Annotated in this window: 1 protein-coding gene; it reads right to left on the reverse strand. The window is 48.9% G+C overall.

Annotation, left to right across the window (positions count from 1 at the left end; genetic code table 11):
• Positions 1-400: 400 nt before the first annotated feature.
• Positions 401-1,921, reverse strand: a complete 1,521-nt coding sequence (glpK, locus tag H6F50_RS00135) for a glycerol kinase GlpK (RefSeq protein ID WP_190424928.1) — start codon at positions 1,919-1,921, stop codon at positions 401-403.
• Between the last annotated feature and the right edge of the window lie 198 nt (positions 1,922-2,119).

Here is a 2,119-nt window from a genome sequence, read left to right on the forward strand (position 1 = left end):
GCCTTCGCACCCGGTAGCAGCGGTTGGAAAAATGCCCAAGGCGAAGAAACACGCTGGATCGAACTGTTCTTACGCGGTGGCAATGCCTGGGAGTCCTTCAAGCGTCCGTCAGTGGGCACGCAGATAGAGATTATCTGACAATTTTTCTGGGGTTGGGCAAATAATCCCATTGAAACCTCTCCCTAGCCCCCTCCTAAAAGGAGAAGGAATCGGAATAAATGTTTTTTATTTTTACGGGCAATAGGGGAGTTGATAGCCCCTCCCCGCAAGCGGAGAGGGGTTGGGGTGGGGTTCCGGATGCTGAGGAATTATGTCTAATTCGCCGGACATAATCTTAACCAAGAAGTTCTATTCAACCTCAACCCTCAGCCCTCAGTCCTCAGCCCTCAGCCCTCAGTCCTCACTCCTCCGCCCAATGTTTCGCTCTTTCAACTGCTTTTTGCCACATTGTAAAATTCGCCTGTGCCTGGGTGACTCCCGCACCGGGTTGAAAAGTTCGGTCGATTTGACGACTCGCGGTTAATGTAGTGTAATCTTGCCAAAAATCAACTGCCAAACCAGCAGCAAAAGCAGCACCTTGTGCAGAAGCATCAAGAACGGCTGGGCGTTCTACTGGTATTCCTAAAACATCCGCTTGAAACTGCATTAAAAAGTCATTTTGACAAGCTCCGCCATCTACTTTTAGTAGGGAAATGTCGGTGCCGCTATCTTGGTTGATTGCTTGTACAACTTCTTTGACTTGGAAGGCGATCGCTTCCAGCACCGCCCTGACCATGTGTTCTCGCTGCACCCCGCCCGTAATGCCGAAAAATGCCCCCCTGGCACTCATATCCCAGTGCGGCGCACCCAAACCACTCAACGCGGGAACGAAGTAAACACCCCCGTTATCCGCCACCTGCTGCGCCATTCGTTCTGTATCTGTCGCCGCAGTAATGAGTTTAATGCCATCCCGCAACCATTGGATGCAGGCTCCAGTGGTAAATATACTGCCTTCCATGCCATAACCGACTTGGATTTTTCCGTCATTGCCTGTCTGTGTCCAAGCGACAGTCGAAAGGAGTTGATTGCGCGATCGCTGTATTTTTTCTCCGGTATGTGTAACCAAGAAGCAGCCAGTGCCATAGGTGCATTTTAATAAACCAGGGCGATCGCAACCATGAGCAAATAAGGAAGCTTGTTGATCGCCTAAAATCGCCGTAATGGGCACCTCACTGCCTAATAATTCCGGCTGAGTGTAGCCAAATAAGCCTAAACTTGGCTGAATTTTTGGCATCAAATGAACCGGAATTTTAAATAAATTCAGTAGCGTCTGATCCCACTCCCGCGAAGCCAGATTCATCAACATCGTGCGGCTGGCGTTACTATCATCCGTGGCGTGTACCTTACCGCCCGTGAGGTTCCAGAGAATCCAGGTATCAATCGTGCCTGCTAAAACATTCTCTAAATCGATGGGGGGATGTTCTCGTTGAATTTCCTCCAACAACCAAGTTAATTTAGTTGCAGAAAAGTAGGCATCTAATACTAACCCTGTGCGATCGTAGATATCTGCTGCATGACCTTGACTTGCAAGTTGATTGCACAGAGGTGCCGTGCGTCGGTCTTGCCAGACAATGGCATTATGTAAAGGTCGCCCCGTGGTTTTGTCCCACAATAGACAAGTTTCTCGCTGCACGCTTAACCCAATCGCAGCAATATCTTTTGCACTGATGTCCGCCTTCTGCAATACAGTCTGCATCGCCCAACAAGTATCTTGCCAAATTTCTCTGGGGTCATGCTCTAACCAACCCGGTTGGGGATAATACTGAGTGAGTTCTTTGTAAGCAGAGCTAACAATCGTCCCTTCAGCATTAAATAAGATCGCTCGGTTGCCGGTAGTACCGAGGTCTAGGGCGAGAACGTAGGCAGGCGTCGATGCAGTCATTGCAAGCTTTATTAGTAATAAATTGAGAGTTTTTCAACGGGCGAATTAAGCCGAAGTCTCGATCGTCAACGTTGCCAAGAATGCTAAGAAAGCGATCGCTGCTACACGCATCAGACTTTGAGCGTGCAACGTCTACGTTTCTCGGCTTTTTTGTATTCCTCATAACAGACTAACTTCACTCAGAGCCTTTCCTGGGGT

The sequence above is a fragment of the Coleofasciculus sp. FACHB-712 genome (assembly GCF_014695635.1).
GTDB lineage: Bacteria > Cyanobacteriota > Cyanobacteriia > Cyanobacteriales > FACHB-T130 > FACHB-T130.

Coding starts and splice junctions, on each gene's coding strand:
- glpK (WP_190424928.1), bottom strand. CDS start 1,921: ATGACTGCATCGACGCCTGCCTACGTTCTCGCCCTAGACCTCGGTACT.